The 22156-nt window shown below is 37.5% G+C and carries 17 protein-coding genes; 7 read left to right on the forward strand and 10 right to left on the reverse strand.

Going from position 1 to position 22156, the window contains the following annotated elements; all coding sequences use genetic code 11:
• Window positions 1–24 precede the first annotated feature (24 nt).
• Both ABD915_RS00295 and rnhA read left to right on the forward strand, forming a co-directional pair.
• The gene (locus tag ABD915_RS00295; RefSeq protein ID WP_345113509.1) at window positions 25–984 is read left to right on the forward strand and encodes a homoserine kinase; all 960 of its coding nucleotides are present in this window, start codon (window positions 25–27) and stop codon (window positions 982–984) included.
• A gap of 5 nt (window positions 985–989) precedes the next feature.
• Window positions 990–1457 (forward strand): ribonuclease HI, encoded by a 468-nt coding sequence (gene rnhA / locus ABD915_RS00300; protein WP_345113512.1) that lies wholly within the window; start codon window positions 990–992, stop codon window positions 1455–1457.
• A gap of 24 nt (window positions 1458–1481) precedes the next feature.
• Here the strand turns inward: rnhA and ABD915_RS00305 are convergent, their stop codons facing one another.
• Window positions 1482–2363 (reverse strand): protein-disulfide reductase DsbD domain-containing protein, encoded by an 882-nt coding sequence (locus tag ABD915_RS00305; RefSeq protein WP_345113515.1) that lies wholly within the window; start codon window positions 2361–2363, stop codon window positions 1482–1484.
• A gap of 71 nt (window positions 2364–2434) precedes the next feature.
• Between ABD915_RS00305 and ABD915_RS00310 the strand changes: the two genes are divergently transcribed.
• Window positions 2435–3019 carry a YqgE/AlgH family protein gene (locus ABD915_RS00310; RefSeq protein ID WP_345113929.1) on the forward strand — a complete coding sequence of 195 codons (585 nt, stop codon included), beginning with the start codon at window positions 2435–2437 and terminating at the stop codon, window positions 3017–3019.
• Window positions 3020–3063: 44 nt separating this feature from the next.
• Here the strand turns inward: ABD915_RS00310 and ABD915_RS00315 are convergent, their stop codons facing one another.
• The 7 genes from ABD915_RS00315 to ABD915_RS00345 all read right to left on the reverse strand — a co-directional run bounded on the left by ABD915_RS00315 (window position 3064) and on the right by ABD915_RS00345 (window position 12932).
• The gene (locus ABD915_RS00315; RefSeq protein ID WP_345113518.1) at window positions 3064–5952 is read right to left on the reverse strand and encodes an EAL domain-containing protein; all 2889 of its coding nucleotides are present in this window, start codon (window positions 5950–5952) and stop codon (window positions 3064–3066) included.
• A gap of 460 nt (window positions 5953–6412) precedes the next feature.
• Complete coding sequence (locus ABD915_RS00320) at window positions 6413–7687, reverse strand: M16 family metallopeptidase (RefSeq protein WP_345113521.1); 1275 nt, start codon at window positions 7685–7687, stop codon at window positions 6413–6415.
• A gap of 85 nt (window positions 7688–7772) precedes the next feature.
• Window positions 7773–9170: a threonine synthase gene (gene thrC, locus ABD915_RS00325; RefSeq protein ID WP_345113524.1), complete on the reverse strand. Its 1398-nt coding sequence runs from the start codon at window positions 9168–9170 to the stop codon at window positions 7773–7775.
• 561 nt (window positions 9171–9731) lie between these two features.
• On the reverse strand, window positions 9732–10097 hold the full coding sequence (locus tag ABD915_RS00330; RefSeq protein ID WP_345113526.1) for a hypothetical protein: 366 nt from the start codon (window positions 10095–10097) through the stop codon (window positions 9732–9734).
• 228 nt (window positions 10098–10325) lie between these two features.
• Complete coding sequence (locus ABD915_RS00335) at window positions 10326–10682, reverse strand: hypothetical protein (protein ID WP_345113529.1); 357 nt, start codon at window positions 10680–10682, stop codon at window positions 10326–10328.
• Between the two features lie 185 nt (window positions 10683–10867).
• On the reverse strand, window positions 10868–11203 hold the full coding sequence (locus tag ABD915_RS00340) for a hypothetical protein (RefSeq protein ID WP_345113532.1): 336 nt from the start codon (window positions 11201–11203) through the stop codon (window positions 10868–10870).
• 1027 nt (window positions 11204–12230) lie between these two features.
• Window positions 12231–12932, reverse strand: a complete 702-nt coding sequence (locus ABD915_RS00345; RefSeq protein ID WP_345113535.1) for an HAD family hydrolase — start codon at window positions 12930–12932, stop codon at window positions 12231–12233.
• A gap of 329 nt (window positions 12933–13261) precedes the next feature.
• Between ABD915_RS00345 and ABD915_RS00350 the strand changes: the two genes are divergently transcribed.
• Entirely contained in the window at window positions 13262–14398 is a 1137-nt protein-coding gene (locus ABD915_RS00350) for a site-specific DNA-methyltransferase (protein WP_345113538.1), read from the forward strand.
• A 50-nt stretch (window positions 14399–14448) separates the two neighbouring features.
• Here the strand turns inward: ABD915_RS00350 and mutY are convergent, their stop codons facing one another.
• Window positions 14449–15507, reverse strand: a complete 1059-nt coding sequence (mutY, locus tag ABD915_RS00355; RefSeq protein WP_345113541.1) for an A/G-specific adenine glycosylase — start codon at window positions 15505–15507, stop codon at window positions 14449–14451.
• A 213-nt stretch (window positions 15508–15720) separates the two neighbouring features.
• On the opposite strand from mutY, the gene ABD915_RS00360 reads away from it, so the two are divergent.
• From ABD915_RS00360 to ppdK, 3 genes are all read left to right on the forward strand, one after another.
• Window positions 15721–16221, forward strand: a complete 501-nt coding sequence (locus tag ABD915_RS00360; protein ID WP_345113544.1) for a DUF721 domain-containing protein — start codon at window positions 15721–15723, stop codon at window positions 16219–16221.
• Window positions 16222–16306: 85 nt separating this feature from the next.
• Complete coding sequence (locus tag ABD915_RS00365) at window positions 16307–16963, forward strand: DsbA family protein (RefSeq protein WP_345113547.1); 657 nt, start codon at window positions 16307–16309, stop codon at window positions 16961–16963.
• 158 nt (window positions 16964–17121) lie between these two features.
• A complete protein-coding gene (gene ppdK / locus ABD915_RS00370; protein ID WP_345113549.1) occupies window positions 17122–19788 on the forward strand; it encodes a pyruvate, phosphate dikinase in 2667 nt (888 codons plus the stop codon).
• A 450-nt stretch (window positions 19789–20238) separates the two neighbouring features.
• On the opposite strand, the gene ABD915_RS00375 is transcribed toward ppdK, so the two are convergent.
• Window positions 20239–21087 carry a peptidoglycan-binding domain-containing protein gene (locus ABD915_RS00375; RefSeq protein WP_345113552.1) on the reverse strand — a complete coding sequence of 283 codons (849 nt, stop codon included), beginning with the start codon at window positions 21085–21087 and terminating at the stop codon, window positions 20239–20241.
• Between the last annotated feature and the right edge of the window lie 1069 nt (window positions 21088–22156).

Here is a 22156-nt window from a genome sequence, read left to right on the forward strand (position 1 = left end):
AAGGCTGAAAACGAAAGCAAAATAATGGCAGTTTATACTGATGTTCATCAAAATGATTTGAAGGCATTTTTGACACGTTATTCGATAGGTTCGCTTCTGTCCTATCAAGGTATAGCGGAGGGTATCGAGAATTCTAATTTCATGCTTTATACAACGGAAGGGAAGTTTATTCTAACGCTTTATGAAAAACGTATTTCAAAAGATGATTTGCCTTTTTTTTGTAGTCTTATGCAACATTTAGGGCAGCGTGGAATTCCTTGTCCTCAACCAGTAATTCAAAATGATGGGACAATAATCGGTGAATTAGCAGGACGTCCTGCTGCTATTATTACTTTTATAGAAGGAAAGTGGGTTCATCAATCCGATGTATCTCATTGCTGCGAAGTGGGTAGTAGTCTAGCGCAATTGCATTTAGCTGGACAGGATTTTCCGCTTAACCGCAGAAATACTCTTTCTCTTGTGGATTGGAAACTCTTATGGAAAAGTTGCCGAACGAGAGAAGATACGTTGCTTGAAGAGTTCGGAAAAAAAATTGACACTGAGTTGGCTTTTTTAGAAGAAAATTGGCCGTTGAATTTGCCAACAGGTATTATTCATGCCGATTTATTTAATGATAATGTATTTTTTTTGAATCATCGTCTTTCTGGTATTATAGACTTTTATTTTGCTTGTAATGATTTTTTTGCTTATGATCTGGCCATTTGTTTGAATGCTTGGTGTTTTGAAGATGACTATTCCTATAATCTTATTAAAGCACGTGGGTTATTGAAAAATTATCAAAAGATAAGGCCATTGGTGCCCTTAGAATTGGACGCGATTGTTTTGTTGGCGCGGGGTGCAGCTTTACGCTTTTTACTCACACGCTTGTATGATTGGTTTAATACACTGCCCAGTAGTTTTGTCGTTAAGAAAGATCCACGAGAATATTGGCACAAGCTTTGTTTTTTCAGTAATGTAGGTTCGTTAAGCGAATTAGGTTTTTGAATTTTATGTTAAAACAACAGAAAGTCGTGGAAATTTATACAGATGGTGCTTGCTCAGGTAATCCTGGAGTTGGAGGGTGGGGGGCGATTTTACGCTGGAATGGTTATGAACGTGAGCTTTATGGTGGAGAACTACACACGACCAATAATCAAATGGAACTGATGGCGGCAATTTGTGCGTTGAAGGCACTTAAAGAATCTTGTTCTGTCGATCTTTATACGGACTCAGTGTATGTGCGCAATGGTATATCTTTATGGCTTGAAGGATGGAAGCAGAATAATTGGCGGACTGTATCAAAAAAAACTGTTAAAAATAAAGAGTTATGGCAAACTCTTGAAGACGTCAGTTCTCACCATACTATCAGATGGCACTGGGTAAAAGGGCATGCTGGTCATCCAGATAATGAGCGTGCAGATGCACTTGCACGTAAAGCAATTACAGAATACCGCGAAAATGGAAGTTTTTCGGCGTAGCCTTTGTTTGAGAAGTTCTCTCTTTTATCGTGGAATAGCGGGAGAGGTTAATGGCGTATGAAGCATGAATGTTCCACTTAAGGCATCATCTTTAAAGGACACTGTATAAAAAACTGTTTGGATTGTTTTCTCTGGTATGAAATGGATGGGGGCGCTAAAAAGTGTGTAATCCACGTTGTCACTTACTTTTTTTGCTGGTCCAATTTGCATTTCTCCTCCATCTAAAAAGAGAGAGATGGGCATGATTTTATTTTTATTTTGTATTTTTATAAAGAGGGTGTTTTTATCTTTTTCAGCGCTTATTTTTAACGCATGATTATTTGTACGGGGTAAGGCATCTTGAGCCTTCTTTAACAAGGATGAAGGGATAGCGTCGTTTTTTTCAATGGGTGGAGAAAAATTAAAGTTAACAGTAAATGGAAGACAGATTTCATTACAGAATCCAAGAGTTAAAGAACCAGTTAGATTATTGCTTGCATTGGAGATGGTAAAAGGCAATAAAACCTCATTTTTATAACCTATTGACCAGTCATTTTCTGTTTCATAAAGCTGTGGTGTGGGGTAAAATATCTCATAAGAGACTTGTTGCTTGAAATTAAAAAATGGTGCCATACCTGAATTGCCTGGATTACGCCAGTAAGTTTTCCATTGAGGTTTAAGCATAATTTCAATAATACCGTCTCTTATTCCAGAGAGAGATGGGCTGGTGATAGCTAATCTAACGCGGCCACCATCTGATTCATACCAAGGTGTTGCAAAAAGATATGATTTTTGTTTTGTTTGAGCGCACACAGAGAAGTTAAATAATCCTAAAAGTACGAATATTAATTTTAAAGTAACTAAAATTTTTTTATGAAAGAAAGGTGAAATACTTTGTAAATTTATAAATATTTGAATTTTTTTCATGAGAGTTTTATTTTCTTGTTATAAGAACTGAATTGAATTTTAATATGTAAAGTATGGAGAATAACAGATTGATGAAGCAGTGTAATGGCTTTTTGAGTGGGCAGTTGCTCATAGCAATGCCTGGGATGAATGACAAACGCTTTGTTCGTTCCGTTATTTATGTTTGTGCGCATTCTGACGCTGGTGCTATGGGGATTATTCTCAATCAATTGCACCATATTGATTTTCCTGAACTTTTGCTTCATCTGGGGGTAATAAACAGCGCTCAAAAAAAACATCTTTCTGAACCGATAAAAAATTTTCCTGTACGCTATGGTGGCCCTGTGGATCCTTCCCGTGGTTTTGTGCTTCATTCGGATGATTATGCTTGTGAAGAAACTGTTTTTGTTGCAGAGAAAGTCTGTTTTACTGCCACTATTGATATATTAAAAGCAATCAGTTGCGAAAAGGGCCCTCAACATGCATTGATAGCGCTAGGTTATGCCGGATGGAAAGCTGGACAGCTCGAGGCAGAAATTTCTACAAATGGCTGGTTGAGCAGCCCTACATCGCCTAGTTTTCTCTTTGAAAGCGATTTAACTTGTAAATATGATGAAAGTTTGATTCGCATGGGAATTAATCCGACTTATCTTGTTTCTGAAATGGGGCATGCGTAGAGAGTTGTACTGTTTTGCGCGTTTTGTATTAAAAAGTATTCTATCTACGATGTCTTGATTTTATAAGGGAAGTGATCTTGAACGAGAGTGATTAATTCTTCGATGGCGATTGGCTTAGTGACAAGCGTGCTTTGAACATATTTACAGCCTTCTTGACGCAGGAAGAGTGCTTCTTTTTCATTTTCGACGCCTTCTGCGATGATTGTCAAATTAAGATTAGTCGCTATGTTGATAATGGATTTTAGGACAAGTTTCTTCTTGAGAGAATCGATTGAGATAAGAGAACGATCCAATTTAACCATATCGAATGGATAACGGACGAGATAGGCAAGAGATGAATAGCCTGTTCCAAAATTATCCAGTGCAAGATTCATACCAAGTGCTTTAATTTGTTCAAGAAAGTGCGCTGATTGTTCAGGATTTTTTCTCAAGACAAACTCGGATATTTCTATCATCAAACTCCCTTTATTGAGGGGGTAGCGAAGCAGGGTGGAGCGCAATTGACTTATGAAACGAGGATGAACCATTTCCGAGCTTGGTAGATTGATTGAAATAAAAAAAGATTGTTGTGAGAATTTTTCTTGTACATTTGTAAGATCAATAACAGCATTATCGATGATGAATTGTGCCAAATCCATAACGATTTGTTCATTTTCTATGATCTTGATAAAATCAGAAACATTTAAATTTCCATAATTTGGATGATGCCATTCTACAATTGTTTCAAAACCAATAATGTGTCCATCTGATAAATTGAGAATAGGATGGTAGAGGATTTTTATTTCATTACGTTTTATGGCATAATGAATGTCTTGCACCATAGTGTTATGCTCGAGGCCCAAGGTGCGAAAATTAGGGCGAAAAGGTTCAATATGGTTGCCACCCATTTGTTTTGCGCGGATCATCGCCAGTTCGCTATCATTTAAAATATCTTTAGCCGTTGATCGATTTTCACTCCACGTAACCAGTCCAATTGATGTTGAAAGTGTTATTTTTTTTTCTGTAAGTGAAATAGGTGCTGAAATTGTTTTGTGCAGATGATCTGCAAATGCTGCAATTTTCTGTGGTTCAGTTTCACTGAGTAAAATGATTGCAAAACGATCTGCGGAAAGACGTGACAAGGTATCCTGAAAGTTAATAAGACGGCTTAAACGGCGTGCTATGATGAGGAGTACAGTATCACCAACAGCTATGCCTAATTTGCGATTAATTTGACGGAAATTGTCAAAGTCAATCATAAAGACTGTTGGTCTAATTTTGATATTTGCTTTAGCCAAAGAGGTATAGTTTTGTAGTCTATCGAAAAAAATTTGTTGGTTAGGGAGTCCCGTTAAGCTGTCGTGAATTGCGTCATGCAATAAGCGTTCTTCGGCTTTTTTGTGGTTAGTAATATTAACAATGGTTCCAATGACACGCGTAATTTTTCCATCTTTTTGCATAGCTGGACGCGCACGGAGAGAAAACCAATGATAATAGCCACCACCGGAAGAAAGTCGAAAAATTTGATCAATGCGTCCCTTTTTATGTTTAAGAATGATATCCAATACAGCTTGAAAGCGTTCACGGTCATCATAGTGCAAGGCTGAAATCCAGTTACGCATGGGTCCATTGAGCTTGTGGGTTCCAGTACCAAAGAGGGTTGCCATGTCTGGATGAACAACAATACGATCACGTTCGACATTCCAGTCCCAGATAATATTTCCAGCTCCCTTTGCTGCTAGCACTTGCTGTTCAAGGTCGGAAAATATTCCTTCATGGAAAGCATCATTGGAAAAAGTTTGTTGCATGACGGTAAAGCTGATGAGAAGAACAATGAGCACTAATCCTCCTGCTAAAGCTGGTTGGATAATATCATTGTCTAAATGCCCTGCTATGCAGGCATAAGCTCCAAAGCACCAAAAACTAATAAGCAGCCATGTTGGGATCAGCATGATTGCGCGGTCATAACTTCTGATCGAAAAATAGCCAATCAAGAATATACCAATCACGGTGGTAAATCCAAATGACAAACGGGCGATTCCAGCTGCTCTTGTTGGATCATAAATGGCAAATGCTCCCAAACCACAAAGAGCTATGGTCCACGCAATTGCACCATAACTAAAATGGTAGTGCCAGCGATTAAGACGTAAGTAGGTGAAGAGAAAAATAAAAAGTGTAGCAGCAAGTGCTACTTCTGTTCCAGCACGCCATATTGGTTGCGTTGTTAATGTAACTGCAAAGAATTTATTTAAAAAGTTGAAATCGATGCCAATATAAAAAAGGACCGCCCAAGCAACAGCAGCTGTTGCAGGAAAGAGACCTGTTCCTCGGACGACGAAGAGAACAGTTAAAAGGAGCGCTAAAAGACCTGATATACCAAGCAGAATACCATGATAAAGCGTATAAGAATTCATTGCATCCTTATAGGCTTCAGGTTGCCATAAATAGATTTGTGGGAGATTTGCAGAGTTAAGCTCGGCAACAAATGTAATGACGGTGTTAGGGTTTAGTGTAATCCGAAAGATATCAGAGTTTGCACTGGTTTGACGATCGAGAGAAAAACCCTCACTTGGAGTGATGGATTGGATTCGTGCTGATCCAAGATCTGGCCAAAGAAAGTTTGAATGCGCCATACGATAATGGGGGGCAACGATGAGGCGATCAACTTGTTCATCTGTTGGATTTGCAAGAGAAAATACGGCCCAGTTCCCAGAAAAATTTTCATTTTTTGCTTGGACTTCAATGCGCCATACAATACCATCTGGTCCTGGTGCTGTACTTGTTTGAAAGATAGAGCTGTTTGTATGATGAATCTCAATAGCCTTTGAGAGGTCAAGAGCAGCATCTTGAGAAGAAATTTTAACTGGCTCAATTGCTTGTGCTGATGTAAAGTGGACAAAAGAGCTGACGATTACAACAAAAATGATATCAATTATTTTACGCAAACTCTTCACAATGTCTTACTCTCTCAATATTTTAATTTTAGGATATTTCATTTGAATTCAGATTTTTGGAAAAATGCGTCCACCTTTTACAATTTATTTTACATAACAAGCAGCCATTGTTTTCTTCTGAAAAAGTTACACGACTTTATACAAAGATAAATCAGATATCTTTTTACCTTAGAAAGGTTTAAAACTTATAGGACTTTATATTTTTTGAGAGAAAAATTAAGCCATTCATTTTCAGATTTCACATATATCTTTGTTTATCAGACTTTTTATCACATGGAGCGTAAATTGGGTAGTTTTGTACAGTTTTTTGATAAATATTTCCCAAACTTATTTAGTGAGAAGAATTTTTATGATTAATTTTATCATAAAACATGTGTACGTTATTATACAGTTGGTTTTAAAAGCACTTTTCCATATCCGAAATCTCCTCTAAAGCATTTAAGAAAAACTATATTGAGTCTTACTTTATACGGTATGAAAGGGTTGAGGTTAAATCATCAAAATTCATGAGGGGGCCAATAGGGCCGACAGCCGCCAATGTTGGAGTGGAATTGATAAAAAGGCGATCAGCTAAATCTGTTAATCTTTGGGTGGTAATGAGCTCTAGACGTTCAATTGTTTCAGATATTGGAATTGGGCGACCATAAAGAAGAATTTGGCGGGCAATGAGCTGCGCCTGACTAGATGCGTTTTCCTGTGACATTGTAAGGTTAGCACGATATTGTGCTTGTGCGCGTTGAAGTTCATTAGTATGGATGTTTTTGCTTGCTTTAGAAAGTTCATCTAGAATCACAGGAAGCAATTCCTTTAGTCCCTCTTGTCCGGTGGCGGCGTGAACGCCAAAAAGTCCAATATCTGAAAAGCCCCAATGAAAAGCATAAATAGAATAACATAATCCACGTTTTTCTCTCACTTCTTGGAAAAGACGTGATGACATCCCTCCACCAAGAATAATTGAAAGAATCTGGGTAGTATAAAAGTCACGTGCATGATAAGCACGCCCTTCAAAACCGAGAACAATTTGTGTGTCCATTAAATCACGATATTCACGAAAGTCGCCGCCGACATAATTTGCGAGGTTAGTAAGAGGAGCTGTTGAATGAGAACGAAAAGTGCTAAGACGGCTCTCAACTTCTCGCAGGAAATTTTCGTGTTGTACAGCCCCTGCTGCAACCACGATCATACGGTCTGCGCTATATTGTTTGTTCATAAAATTATGAAGGTCAGCAGATGTAAATGATTGAATTGTTTTTGGGGTACCTAAAATAGAGCGACCAAGCGACTGATGACGAAATGCTGTTTCAGTAAAGTGATCAAAAACAACATCATCAGGAACATCATGAGCGGCACCAATTTCCTGAAGGATCACTTGTTTTTCTCTTTCTAATTCCTCTTCATCAAATTTTGAAAACATCAAAATGTCGGCTAGAATATCAATGGCGAGTGGGATATCTTTTTTGAGTACGCGTGCAAAATAGGCAGTGGTCTCAGTACTGGTGGTAGCATTAATTTCACCACCAACATCTTCAATATCAGTTGCAATTTGAAGAGCTGTACGGTTTTCGGTTCCTTTGAAAGCCATATGCTCAAGGAGGTGGGCAATACCATGTTGTGTAAAGGTTTCATTACGTGAACCGACTTTAACCCATATTCCGAGTGCTACACTATCAATTTGTTGCATTGTATGTGTGGCGATAGTCAAACCGTTACTCAGGCGACTGATATCTACACCCATATGTTTACGACTCCATTAAATAAGCCAAATACCTTCTTGTAAGGGCATTGGAATATTTGTGATTTAAGTTACAATGCAGCTAAACTTAGTAAGCTGCATTTGATTTTAAAGAAATATAATCTTTTACTATTTTTTCATTATTAGCAAGACTTATAAAATGTTCTTCACGTTCCATTAAATTGTCGAGACAAGATGGCCATGGAGCAGTAAGTCCACAGGCACTTTTGAGGGCATCAGGAAATTTGGCAGGATGAGCGGTAGCAAGGACAATCATTGGAATATGTGGTTGCTTATTTTCGCGCGCTACTTTGAGCGCAACAGCGGTATGTGGATCAGCGAGATAGCCACTTTCCTTATAAATACTGTCAATTGTTTGTGCTGTTTCAGCCACGCTACTTTTCCCAGCGCAAAACAGGGAGCGAATATTCTTAAGCCGATTTTCATCAAGAGTAAAATATCCTGATTGTTTCAAGTTTTCCATGGCATTGCGAATCCATACTGGATCGCGATTACCGCTTTCAAACAACAAGCGTTCGAAATTGGAAGAGACTTGGATGTCCATAGAAGGTGATGTTGTATGGGTTATAGGCCGTATTTCGTAAATACCACTGGTTAATGTACGTGCGAGGATATCATTATCATTTGTTGCAATGACCAGTTGTGCAATAGGTAATCCCATACGGGCAGCCACATAACCTGCAAAAATATCACCGAAATTTCCAGTAGGAACAGTAAATGAAACAGCTCTATCAGGAGCACCTAAGGAAAGTGCGGATGAAAAATAATAAACAATTTGCGCCATGATTCGCGCCCAGTTTATAGAGTTAACCCCTGAAAGCGCTTTTTTTTGACGGAAATGATGGTCATTAAACATTGCTTTGACAAGTGCTTGGCAATCATCAAAGTTTCCTTCAATGGCGATGGCATGAACATTTGTATTTTGATTGGTAGTCATTTGCCGCTGCTGAACGGGTGATACGCGTCCTTTAGGAAATAAAATAAAAACATCTGAATGTTCTCTTCCCGCAAATGCTTGTATTGCAGCACCACCTGTGTCACCTGATGTTGCACCAATAATTGTTGCGCGTTTATTTTTTTTAGTCAGGATGTAATCCATCAGTCGGGAAAGAAACTGCATCGCGACATCTTTAAATGCCAAAGTAGGTCCGTGAAAAAGTTCAAGGATAAATTCATCTGTTCCAGTTTGTAATAACGGACAGACTGCTGGATGATGAAAGGCGGCATAAGATTCAGCAATCATATTTTCAAAAGGGGTATATTCGATCTCGTTATTCACAAAAGGCCAAAGAATGGTTTTCGCAATTGTCGTATAGGATTGACCGCGGAGTGCTCGTAATGCGTCGAATGATAACTGAGGAAATTTTTCTGGAAGATAAAGACCACCATCATTAGCTAGCCCAGTCATGATAGTTTCAGTAAAGCCTAAAGCCGGAGCTTCACCTCTCGTGCTGATATATTTCATAAGTTTTTTCCTTTGTTTATTTCCGGCAAGTTGGTGAAGTTATTTATTTCATGTTTTTAATAATATTTAAATTATTAAATTAAATGAATAAAAGTTTGTTTGCTTATTCTTATAACCAATGAAAAGCAATGTTATTATCCCTTGGGTATTGAGATATAACATATTGAATGTTTATAAAAATTTTCCTTCGTTGAAAATCATCTCTCTGTTATTCATTCGCTTACTTTTTTGCTTTTACTTCATATAAGCAAAAATTTATATTACAATCGATTTTTCCAAAGAGCACACTATGCTCATATTGGAGGGGTTATGAGGTAATTTCATGACATTCTGTATGTAACCTAGGCATCTGGAATCATCTTTATTTCGCCTAAATTATCAGTTTTTGCGCTAATAGATGTTATTTTTGTGCAGCGTGATATTACTGGTAATTTTAGCAAAGCCATTTATGGAAAACACAAGAAAACATCCCTCCTCATGACTTGAGGGGGGATGCAATTGAAACACTCTTTTTTCATAGAAGAAAAGATAGCCAAATAGCTTTGAATTATTTTTACCTCTTCACTTGGTTTTACCTATTCCCCATCCTAGTATTCCAGTGAATATACCCATAATAGTTCCTGTCAAGAAACCAAAACCCAAAGCTCCTATTGTAGTAAAAAATCCTAGTGTGATAGGACCAAAAATCACCTTCTCAATTTTTCCTTCAATAACAGCATCATTTTCTGCTCCATAATTTAAACCTGGGATATAGAGAGCAGCCATGTTAGTTGCTTTTTTTCTGCCCTGTTCGATTACGGAAACAGAAATTTCTTCTTTTTTGGGGTTGCTTTTCAAATGATTTGCATTAACATTCACAATTTGTGAAAGAATAAAAGCAACCGCTATAAAAATACTTAACACATGATTTTTAAAGAGTTTTACCATAATTTTACCTCAAATATTTTCTATCTGATATAAATGAAAAAACGCGTCGTTAAAGCGAATGAGCGTATTGAGAGAGACAAAGATGTTTAGCGCTCTCAGTGCTTGTGGCTTTGTATTTTGCTCTGTATTTTTATGAGTAACCAATAAATACAGAGTACAATTATATTTCGCGCTTTATCTAAAAATTTCACGAATTTCCTATATTTTGCATAGAAGATGTAGTGAATGTTATCGTAGTGCAGATACAATACGCTTTATTATCCACCCCATGAACATGCCTATCGCTGTTGCAGCATATCCAGCCGCAATTCCAAATCCAAAAACCCCTATTGTAATGGGTTCAAGCACCTTCTCAATTTTTCCTTCAATGGCAGCATCATTTTCTGCTCCATGATTTAAACCTGGGATATAGAGAGCAGCCATATTCATTGCTTTCTTTATTTCCTGTTCGATTACAGAAACAGAAATCTCTTCTTTTTGAGTGCTGTTTCTCAAATGATTTGCATTAACATTCACAACGTGTGAAAGAAAAAAAGCAATCACTATAAAAATACTTAACACATGATTTTTAAATAATTTTACCATAATTTTACCTTAAATACTTTCTATCTCTGATACGGATGGATAGATGAATGGATCAATGTAATCAGTAAATGCAGAGGTCAGTATGCTCTTTACTGTTTGCAGTAGAGGAGATAAGCTCCATTATATATTTTTAATTGAGCAAGCACATAATGAAGCTTTCTCTGATCGCTTTACACTAAGTGGTATTATGTAAAGAATATCTCCTTGAAATCCTTCATCCATCCTAGTAGCGTTCCTATTACATAGGTACCAATGACTACCCCTACAGCTATCGTAATAGGATCAACCACAGGCTCAATTTTCCCTTCAGTAGCAGTCTCATTTTCTGCCCAGTGATTTGAATCGGGGTTATGGTTATAAAGAGCAGCCGTACTGATTGCTTTTTGTTTCACTACGGATACGGGGGTTTCTTGTTGGGAATTATTTTTCAAGTAATTTGCATTAACATTTACGACTTGCAAAAAAGAAAAAGCAATCGCCATAAAAATACTTAACACATTATTTTTAAATAATTTTACCATAATTTACCTCAAATACTTTCTATTATTAATATGAATAGGTAGATGTAATCACAGAGCCAATAAACACATTAAAAAAACACTTAATGTGCTTATGGCTTGTGATAACAGAAATTATATAAATCATTATGTATTTTTTTGTCAACAAAAAAATACTTTATATGATAATATATTAAATAATATAGTTGTATTGTGTATTTTATTATTATGGAAGAAATACATTAAATAGCTTAATAAAGAGGAGCATTCTAAATATGGAGAGATAATTTATAAGGATGTATACATATTTTGTGTTATTTAAGACACATTTTTAAAATATTTTTTGTGTGTTATGGACAAGTGCATGATATACAACATGCAGAAAATCTTTGATTAAAAAATAATGTAGAATATAATTAGTAAATCTTAGTCACGATAGATAATAAGTACAAAATATTTTATTTCATCTATTTTATAAATCTTAAAATTATTCGAACAGAGTATGTGGTGAGTAATATGATTTTTTTAAAATACATTGCGTTATAGATGGACTTTATAGGTTGTATTGCCAAGTTTTTGTGAGATAAGTTGAGAAATGCTTGGTTTTGTTCCCAATGTGTATGTAAGGGGAAGCTTGAGAGTTGTAATATTCGATTGATCAATAGTTTTTTAATATTACGTAAGGGGTAAATTTATTAATAGAATATTAGCCATAACAGGGAGTGACATATAGTCCATGAATTTTGGAGACCACGGCTTAAGGATCATCTGTTATGATATTTATCCCATGTCATCATCACCACAGAAAAGGGTATAGTGTATCTGTGTTTGTATCAATTCTAGGTTAGATATACAGTTTTTCCATAAGAAGTTATAACACAAATGAGAGAAAGAAGATTTCACTGGTTATGACTCTGATGCATACGCGTTGTTTACCTACGCTGCCAATATGTTTGAGCTTTTGTCGCTATGCTATAATCGAGGGGTAAGGGCATCTGGTAAAAATGTTACTGAGAGAGTTTATGCGCTAATATACGTCCAAAAGATTTTTTTATGATAAATCTTGCCACACTTCCATTGCTTCTAAGACTTCTAGTAAATGAGCATGTTTGGCGATAACCGTTTCAGCACCAGCCTCTGCGAGTGCATTAGAATGGCCAAGATAACTATGTGATCCTCCAGTAAAGCCGATGACGCGCATACCTGCTGCTGTGGCAGCATGTACGCCATGAAGTGAATCTTCTATAACAATAGTATTTTGGGGATCTGCATGTAATTGTTGTGCGGCAAAAAGAAAAACATCAGGGGCAGGTTTCGTTTTTTTTGTTCCAACTTCAGGGGCAGAAAATATTTTATCTTTATCATTAAAAAGATCGTAGAGATCAACAGTAATGAGCATCTCTTTTATATTTACGCTTTTTGCATTAGAGCAAATGCAATAGGGATAGCGAGTTTTAATAATTTCTACCACTTCTCTTATACCATTAATAGCACGTAATTCAGTTTTTATTTGTGCTCGAAAAAGATCTGACATTTGATCTATGAGATGAGCAGAAATTGGTTTTTCTGTTTTCTGTTCAATTTGTTTAAGAATATCGCGAAAGATAAGCCCCGCATACCGCTCACTTAATTCTTCAGGTGATATTTCATATCCTGTTTGTTTAAGTAATTGAGATCCAATTTTTGCTGCAAGATACTCAGAGTCTACCAGAACTCCATCACAATCAAAAATAATGAGATCTATCTGAGGCATGAGATATTCCTTTATATATGATTTAAGCTTGAAAACTTTTATAAAAATGCCACTTGAGAGGATTTTATTTCATAAAAGTATGCTTTGAAAGTGATTCTTATTCATTTTATTTAGAAAAAGATATGGGAACAGCGCGTTGCAGGGAAGAAAAATAAGGATTTATCCGTATGAAAATTCTTTACTTTTCTTAAAAAACAAAAAGGAGCATCAATTTTGCAGGAGCTTAACGATACATTTACTCTATTTTGTAAATATAGACTGGTAATGCGGGCCTATAAACTATTTTGATTGATTATAGGACAAATTCAGTTCATTTCGTTGGGTTTTTCATGACAGTTATTCAGCTTCAAAAAGATTTCGTTCATAGTCCCTCACAGACGCCATGGCGCAATAAAATTTTCAAAGGGGACTGTGTTGCAGTCCTGGAAAGACTTCCAAAGCATTCAGTTGATATGATTTTTGCGGATCCTCCTTATAATTTGCAATTGGATGGTGCTTTATATCGTCCAGATCATTCGCTTGTTGATGCGGTTGATGATGCATGGGATCAGTTTGAAAGTTTTGCTGCTTATGATGCTTTTACGCGTGCATGGTTGCTTGCTTGTCGCCGTGTATTGAAACCCAATGGAACGCTTTGGGTTATTGGGTCTTACCATAATATTTTTCGGGTTGGTACGGCATTACAAGATTTAGGTTTTTGGATGCTTAATGATATCATTTGGCGCAAAAATAATCCCATGCCTAATTTTCGGGGGCGTCGTTTTCAAAATGCTCATGAGACGCTTATTTGGGCTGTTCGAGATCAAAAGGATAGAAAATATACATTTAATTATGATGCCTTAAAAGCTGCGAATGAAGATCTACAAATGCGTTCAGATTGGCTTTTCCCTCTCTGCACGGGTGCTGAACGTTTAAAAGATGAGGCAGGGCGTAAATTACATCCAACACAAAAACCACAAGCGTTATTAGCGCGTATTATTATGGCTGCTAGTAAGCCTGGTGATGTTATTCTTGACCCGTTTTTTGGTTCGGGAACGACAGGCGCTGTGGCTAAGCTTTTGGGGCGTGATTTTGTAGGCATTGAACGCGAGCAACACTACATTGATGCGGCATGTGAGAGGATTGCTGAGGTTAAACCTTTAGACAAACCAGAATTGGCAATTTTGGATAGAAAAAAAGCAGAACCGCGTGTAGCTTTCAACAGTTTACTTGAAGCAGGTTTATTGCATCCTGGAGAAGTTCTTTATGATCGGAAAAAGCAGGTGTCTGCTATTGTAAGGGCTGATGGTACGATTATGCATGGTGGTGAAGCTGGTTCTATTCATGCAATGGGGCGAAAGGCTCAGGATTCACAAAGCTGTAACGGTTGGACTTTTTGGCATTATGAGGAAAACGGACGGCTGAAGTTAATAGATAATTTAAGAATGATAATACGTTCACAGATGTTAAAAACTGGTGTTCTGTGAAACTGAATCTTTCGCGCTGAATTTAAAAATTCATTTTTTAGTGGGGAGGGTTATTTTAATCTAAAGGAATTAGGAATCGCTATGGAAATGGCCTTTTTCATAACAGTAGGAAGTGCTTCTTCAGCAAGATGCTGGATATCGCACCACCAGCCATTTTCATGATTCATTTTGTGAACGCTGTTAGTATAATAAACGTCGAGTTTTAGAGAAAAGTGGGTAAAAACATGCGTAATTTGTCCTTTGAATTGCCAATCGGCAGGAAAGGGTGCATTTTGGAGTCCGTTTTCGTGGTTTGTTCCGATATCATTAGGGATTTGGGTCATCCCACCGAGTAGTTTTTTCCCCAATCGTTTTTCCAAATAAATTTGCCTCTTTTTATTAAGGACAACAAAAGCGGCACCATTTTTTGAAGGACGTTCTTTCTTAGGAGCTTTGACTGGAAAAGACTCTGTTTTTTGCATCTTTGCTGCTCTACACAAGCTTTGAAGAGGGCAAAGGTAACAAGATGGTCTACGCGGTGTACAAATAGTTGCTCCTAGATCCATCATTGCTTGAGCAAAGTCGCCAGGGCGCTTTAAAGCGGTAATTTCTTGTGTTTTTGCTTTAATTTCAGTTTTTGCTTTTGGTAATATTGAGGTAATAGCAAATAAGCGGGTTACTACGCGTTCGACATTACTATCAACAACCGCTACAGGGTGGTTAAAAGCAATTGCGGCAATGGCTGCAGCGGTATAATCTCCAATACCAGATAGGGTACGCAATGCTTTTACTGATTGTGGGAATTGTCCTCCGTAGTTTTCAACAAGTTGCTGGGCACAATTTCTAAGGTTGCGTGCGCGTGAATAATAGCCAAGTCCAGCCCACGCTTTCATGATATCGTCTTGTGAGGCTTTCGCTAGAGAAGAGAGGTCAGGCCAAAGTTTCAGAAATTTTTGAAAATAAGGTTTAACGGCCTCGACAATTGTTTGCTGAAGCATGATTTCAGAAAGCCAAACGCGATAGGGGTCAGGGCGGATGCCTTGAATTTGTTCTTTAGGGGTAATACGCCATGGTAAATGCCGGTGGTTTTGATCATACCAAGAGAGAAGGCGTGAAGAAATTTCATGCATGATTTTTGTCAACCATAGGCAGATATAAAATGCAAAAGAAAAAACACATTTATTTTGCATTTTATGGTTCGTTTTATCTCTTTAATTATAAGAGATTCTGATTAGGCGATAATGGGCTTTTGTCGATATTTGATTCATTTTTGATGGTAATAATTCTTAGATGAAGAAAAAATTGTTATAATAGAGTAAATGTTTTGATGATGATTTAGAAAAATGAGCAAACACTTCCAAAAGCGCCATTTTTATTCTCTTTCTGAGACAGTATCTAAAATGCTTGATCCGGTTTTGCGCAGGCGGACAGGACTTAATGTGGCACTTATAGAACATTGGTCACAGATTGTAGGCCATGACATCAGTGAATATGCCATGCCACTCAAAATTATTTGGAAACGTCGTGCAGATCAAGATGAAATTTTCCAGCCTGCAACACTTGTTGTAGCTTGTGAAGGGTTTGCTGCATTGAAATTAATGCATGAAACAAATGAATTGCTCCATAGAATTAATGTCTTTTTTGGGTATGTTGCTCTTGATAGCATCAAAATTGAGCAAAAACGCGTTTCTGTTTTTAATAATTCTTTGCCGACGAAGTTGGCTCTGAGTGAAAAAGATAAAAAATGCGTGGAAAAAATGCTTGAGGGCATTGAAGATGAAAGTTTATGCCAATCACTTTATGAACTTGGTTGTTGCATTTTTGCAGAAAAAAATAATAAATAGAGCAAGGTATTTTATATATTTTTCTTTAGTACATGGAAAAGTGTTGGATTCTTATTCGTTTAATAACAACAGAAAAGTATTATTTATGATAAAGTGTCGTTCCTTTTTGTTTTTTGGGATAATTTTTCTCTTAGTAGCAACTGTACAAATTAGCGCGACTATAGCGTTCGCTAATGGTGCTAAACTCGTTTCAACTGTCGATATGACTGAGATCCTTCAGTCGGGAAAAGTGAAGGATCGATTTGAGGGAGAAGAAAATGCACCAGTAACAATTGTTGAATATGCTTCATTGACATGTGTTCATTGTGCACATTTTTATAACGATGTACTTCCTCAAATTCGTAAAAAATATGTCAAAACGGGAAAAGTGAAACTTATTTTCCGAGAATATGCTTTTGATCCTCGGGCAACGGCAGGTTTTATGCTGGCACGGTGTGCACCAGAAGACCGCTATTTTCCTTTGATAGAAGTTTTATTTCAGAAACAGCAAGAGTGGGCTTGGAGGCGAGATGTTCTGACACCACTGAAGAAAATTAGCTTAATGGCGGGGTTTACGGATGAGAGTTTTAAAGCTTGTCTGACAAATCAGACTATTCTCGATGAAGTAAATGCATCTTATGAACGTGGTAAAGAGCTTGGTGTCGAAGCAACACCTACTTTCTTTATCAATGGCAATAGATATGAAGGTGTCATGTCGGTAGAGTCCTTCTTTTCGGTGATTGATAGTTTTCTTAAAAACTAAATCTTTTCTTTAAGAAGATGGGTATTGATATTTATGGTTGTGCCCTTCTTTCCAAGGGAAATAGGTTTTACGCATTTCTGCAGCAATATTTTCTTTGGTTTAGCCAATTTTGACCGGATCAAATGATGTTTTGATTCTGATATGGGAGGATTTATACGATGACAAAATGGGTTTATAGTTTTGGCGATGGCCATGCAGAAGGAAGTGCAAATGAGCGCAATCTTCTTGGTGGCAAAGGGGCTAATTTGGCAGAGATGAGTAATCTCGGTTTGCCTGTACCTCCTGGTTTTACTCTTACGACAGAAGTTTGTAATTTTTATTATGCGCATGGTAAATCTTATCCAGAAGAACTACAAGAAGTTGTTAAACAAGCCTTGAAGCGCGTTGGTGAACAAACAGGACGCGAATTTGGTAATGAAAAAAAGCCACTTTTACTCTCTGTTCGCTCAGGTGCTAGAGCTTCTATGCCAGGGATGATGGATACAGTACTTAACCTTGGTATGAATGATGAGACTGTAAAAGCCATTGCTTTACAAGCCAATAATGAACGCTTTGCTTATGACAGTTATCGCCGTTTTATCCAAATGTACTCTAATGTTGTTTTAGGATTAGATCATTCATATTTTGAAGAAATTCTTGATGATTCGAAAGTACGCAATGGTTATGCTGTCGATACAGAAATGACGGCGGCTGATTGGAAAGATGTTATTATTTCGTATAAAGCATATGTTGAAGAAAAGTTAGGTAAGCCTTTTCCGCAAGATCCTGAACAGCAGTTGTGGGGTGCGATTGGAGCAGTTTTTTCAAGTTGGATGACAGCACGCGCAGTCACTTATCGCCGTTTACATAATATTCCTGAAAGTTGGGGAACAGCAGTTAATGTACAGGCGATGGTGTTTGGCAATATGGGTGAAGATTCAGCAACAGGTGTTGCATTTACTCGTAATCCGTCTACAGGGCAAAAAGAACTTTATGGTGAGTTTTTAGTTGATGCGCAGGGTGAAGATGTTGTGGCGGGTATTCGAACTCCCCAAAATATCACAGAAAATGCGCGTATTGTTGCAGGATCAAATAAGGCATCTTTAGAAGAGATCATGCCAGAGGCTTTTTTGAAGCTATGTCAGATCGCACAAAAGCTTGAACGGCATTATAGGGATATGCAAGATCTCGAATTTACAATTGAAAAAGGTAAATTGTGGATGTTGCAGACTCGTTCAGGGAAGCGAACGGCTCGTGCGGCTTTAAAAATGGCGATTGAAATGGTTGAGGAAGGGTTAATAAGCCGTGAAGAGGCGGTAATGCGAATTGATGCAAAATCGCTTGACCAACTTTTACATCCGACACTTGATCCTAAAGCGGCTCGTCTTGTTATCGCACGTGGTTTACCTGCTTCTCCGGGGGCGGCAACAGGTGAAATTGTTTTTACTTCGGAAGAGGCAGAAACTGCAGCGACAGAAGGGCGCAAAGTGATTTTGGTACGCATAGAGACAAGTCCAGAAGACATTCATGGTATGCACGCAGCAGAAGGAATTTTAACGACGCGTGGTGGTATGACAAGTCATGCTGCTGTTGTAGCACGTGGTATGGGAAAACCGTGTATTTCCGGTGCAGGGAGTGTACGGATTGATTATAACGCAAACACTATGTTTGTTTCAGGACAAAGCTTTCAAAAAGGCGACATCATTACGATTGATGGTGGAAGTGGGGAAATTTTTAAAGGGAGGGTTGCAATGTTGCAACCTGAGCTTTGCGGAGATTTTGCAAAATTGATGGAGTGGGCTGATAGAATGCGGCGTATAAGAGTTCGCGCCAATGCTGAAACACCATCTGATGCACGTATGGGGCGTTCTTTTGGAGCTGAAGGTATTGGTCTTTGCCGTACAGAGCATATGTTTTTTTCTGGTGAACGTATTATTGCCATGCGTGAAATGATTTTAAGTAACGATGAAAATGGCCGTCGTAAAGCACTGGATAAGCTTTTGCCGATGCAGCGCTCAGACTTTGCAGAATTGTTTGAAATTATGTCTGGTTTACCTGTTACTATCCGCTTGCTAGACCCACCACTCCATGAATTTTTGCCAAAAACGGATACGGAAATTCTTGATGTTGCAAAGGTTATGGGGATTTCTGCTGAGGTGCTTGCTGAACGTGCGCAGCAGCTACATGAATTTAACCCTATGCTTGGATTAAGAGGGTGCCGTTTGGCTATTACTTATCCTGAAATTGCAGAGATGCAAGCGCGAGCAATTTTTGAAGCAGCAGCAGAAGCTGCTCAAAAATCTGGATCTCCTGTTATGCTTGAAATTATGGTACCACTTGTGGCACTTAAATCTGAACTTGATTTTGTGAAAGCACATATTGATCAAGTGGCTAATGAGGTGATGAAGGAAAAAGGAAGCAATATTCAATACATGGTTGGGACAATGATTGAGCTTCCAAGGGCTGCTCTTCGGGCAGATGAAATTGCGGAAACTGCGGAATTTTTCTCATTTGGAACAAATGATCTCACACAAACGACTTTTGGAATTTCACGTGATGATGCAGCTCCCTTTTTAGCAACGTATTTTCAAAAAGGACTTTTGGAGCAAGATCCTTTCGTATCAATTGATCGTGATGGAGTAGGGGAGCTTATTGCTATTGCTGCGCAACGTGGACGTTCACGGCGTGGAAAAATTAAACTGGGAATTTGTGGTGAACACGGAGGTGATCCTGCTTCTATTGCTTTGTGTGAAGAAAATGATCTGGATTATGTTTCATGTTCTCCCTTTCGGGTGCCAATTGCGCGTTTAGCAGCAGCCCAGTCGGCAATTGCAAAAAAGGCATAAAGGAAAAATATTTTCATTGCGTGGTGGCTGCTCTTGCATTTAGACGGAGCATAACAGGTGTGTTTGCTCTTTTTCTTAAATATTTTTATCCACAGGCTCATCTCTCTTATGGCTCATCTCTCTTATAATGTGCAAGCAAATGTTTTTTTGATTCATGATAAAAGCAGTTTGAAATAAAAGAATCTTACTATATTTAGGGACTTCATTAAAGTTGCGAAAACGATGAATTATCATTATAAATCAATGCATTGCTTGTAATGCATAGAATAAATTGTACGTATTCTTCATTTCCTTTACTAAAAGGAAACTCCTAGGATACCACACCATGAGTTGTATGTGTGGGAGAGGAAAAAGTGTGCCTTTCAATGCATTTATGAGAAAAAGCATAAAGCAGGATAGTGCATTATCTTCATGTTTTCAGTGTTTGCTTTATAAGATAGATGATTATCTTCAGTTCAACAAACCAACTTCACGCATTTTCGTTAAAACGGTACGGTTAATCTTACCTGTTAGGGGGAGGTCAAACATTTTTTGAAACTCTTTTAAGGCTTCTATTGTTTTTTGGTCTTCTACACCTGTGATAATGACTTCATGATTACCAAAAGCACGTAAAGCTTTTTGCACTTGTATAATATCTGCAGCAGAAGGCTCTAATAAAACTGTTTCTTTTGAGTGGGGCATATCTTTTGTTTTTATTGTCTCATTTGCCATTTCCATTTCACTACGCTTAATTAATACTGCAATTTCATCTGTTTTTTGGTTAGATGAAATACTGTTTTGCGTTTTGCGAGCGGTTTGTTGTTTCCATAGTGCTATGGCACGACGCGTTTTAGGTCCCTCTACCCCATCTAAAGGACCATCGTAAAGCCCTAGTTTTGCAAGTTTCTTTTGCATTTTTAGCGTGCCTTCTGACAGAGAACTCGAAGATGAATTTTTGTGTAAGTCACTCGGAAGCGGTACAGAAGTAACACGCGTATTTTCTTGAAATTTTGCTTTTGGGGGAGGCAAAATGGAATTTTGTTCTATATTTGAAACAGATGTGAATTTCATTTGAGGAAATACATTTTGATGCACTGTCATTTGCGAAAATAAAGCATTGAATGAAACAACTCCAAAAGTAATGATAAAAAGAAGAGACCCAACGAAAAACAACGTATTTTTGCGTGTATAGAAGTAAAGTAGGTTTGTTAACCAAAAAAGAAAACGACCACTTATAAGAAGGGTTTTTATAACAATACTACTATAGTGTTTACGCTGTTTTTTGGCTTTTGTTTTGCGTGTCTTTCGTTTTTTTGTCATTATTTTTATTTTTTAATTCCCAATTACGGTTGCTTCTTACATGGAAATAAACATAGTATACATTTCAGTTGTAGAAAGATGCACCTACGTTGTTACTCACTCCCCCTTCAAATTATTAAAATAAACAAAATCGCAATATCCAAAGTATCATTGATAAATCAACAACAGCCTTTATCCACTTCTCTCAATCTCATTCATCTCATTACATTCTTTTTGCACATATCTTTGATAGCATTTGAAATGAAGGTGAGACAGCCTATAAAGCCGAAAAGTTGATGGCAGCATCTCTCTCTCAAATGTTTGCATACTTGATTTACGCGTATGTGCAGCCGTGTGATCAGCGTAGTTGCTACACTATCGTACTATCTGCTGATGTAAATCCATTCTACTAATATTTGATAAATTTCGTAAACTTTAGCTGACGTTATTTCAAAAAAATATCAGCAAGATAAGTAAACAGCCTACACAAGCTTTTCAATTTTATATTGTCGCTCTGTCGCAACAGAAAATGCTAACAAGTGGCACGAATATTCTAGGTTTTGCTTATTCCCATAGTTATCAGCTTATAGTTTTTCTCTATCACAGTATATTTACTTTCATTATAGCGTGATAGAATATTATAATAAAATTTTAAGCCCATGTGTCTTGAATAATTCCTCTTTGACTACGCAAATTTGATATTAAGTTGCTAGGTTTTGTATCTTCAATAAGCTTTGGATAAAAGATAAAGTGGTACTAACGTTTCATTTGTGAAGAATAGGCGTGTTAGCATGGAGAGATATGACATTAAGTACGTGGAGTGGCAAAAGATTTGATCTTCATTGGGTATAAGCTTTCGAGATATGCGTGAGGGCTCAAAACCATCCCCACCGTTTTGTTGAAAGTGTTTAGGTGTTTTAACGGTGGTGAGAGTCTTCTACCTTTATTTTCGATAAGTGGTGTAGCATCCATAAACATTATGAATTCTTGTGCCAAGCGGTATAGATGCGGTCAGCATAAAAAGGAAGTTTTGGGAAGAGAAACGAGAAAATTTACCACAAAGAATCATGTTGTGATATATGCCTTAGTG

The organism is Bartonella jaculi (genome assembly GCF_039543045.1).
In the GTDB taxonomy this organism is placed as follows: domain Bacteria; phylum Pseudomonadota; class Alphaproteobacteria; order Rhizobiales; family Rhizobiaceae; genus Bartonella; species Bartonella jaculi.